Origin of the sequence: Bariatricus sp. HCP28S3_F11 (assembly GCF_052065395.1) — a bacterium.
GTDB lineage: Bacteria > Bacillota > Clostridia > Lachnospirales > Lachnospiraceae > Allocoprococcus.
The window spans coordinates 1-357 of the sequence record NZ_JBQHUC010000128.1; the positions used below are offsets into that span (position 1 = coordinate 1).

The 357-nt window shown below is 41.2% G+C and carries 1 pseudogene; it reads right to left on the bottom strand.

From position 1 onward, the window contains the following. Positions 1–111: 111 nt before the first annotated feature. Positions 112–357, bottom strand: a pseudogene (locus ACTNBR_RS16600) (site-specific integrase); the annotation flags it as partial.

Consider the following 357-nt stretch of genomic DNA (forward strand, 5'->3'; position numbering starts at 1 on the left):
GATCGCAGAATAACCAATAGTAATTAATCAACCTGCTGAGCTTTGCTCAGTTTGAAGCGGAATGGCGCTCCGTTCCTCTGGAACGGATGCGCAGTTCTTGCGGAATATGCACAGAAGAGAAATGACTTTCTGGAATTCATCTAATGTCCAGAAATCAATTTTGGGTTTTCTGCTCTTGACATTTCCGATCATTCGGGCTGGATTTTTCTTTGCAAGGCCCAGAACGATAGCTCTGTCAAATGCGATTGCAAGCATTCCCTGTATAATCCTCACATAATTTGGGCTGTAGTTTTTTGCCAGTTTTAATTGCCAGTTTTGCACATGAATTGGCTCAATTTTGTCAGTATTCATCTTATA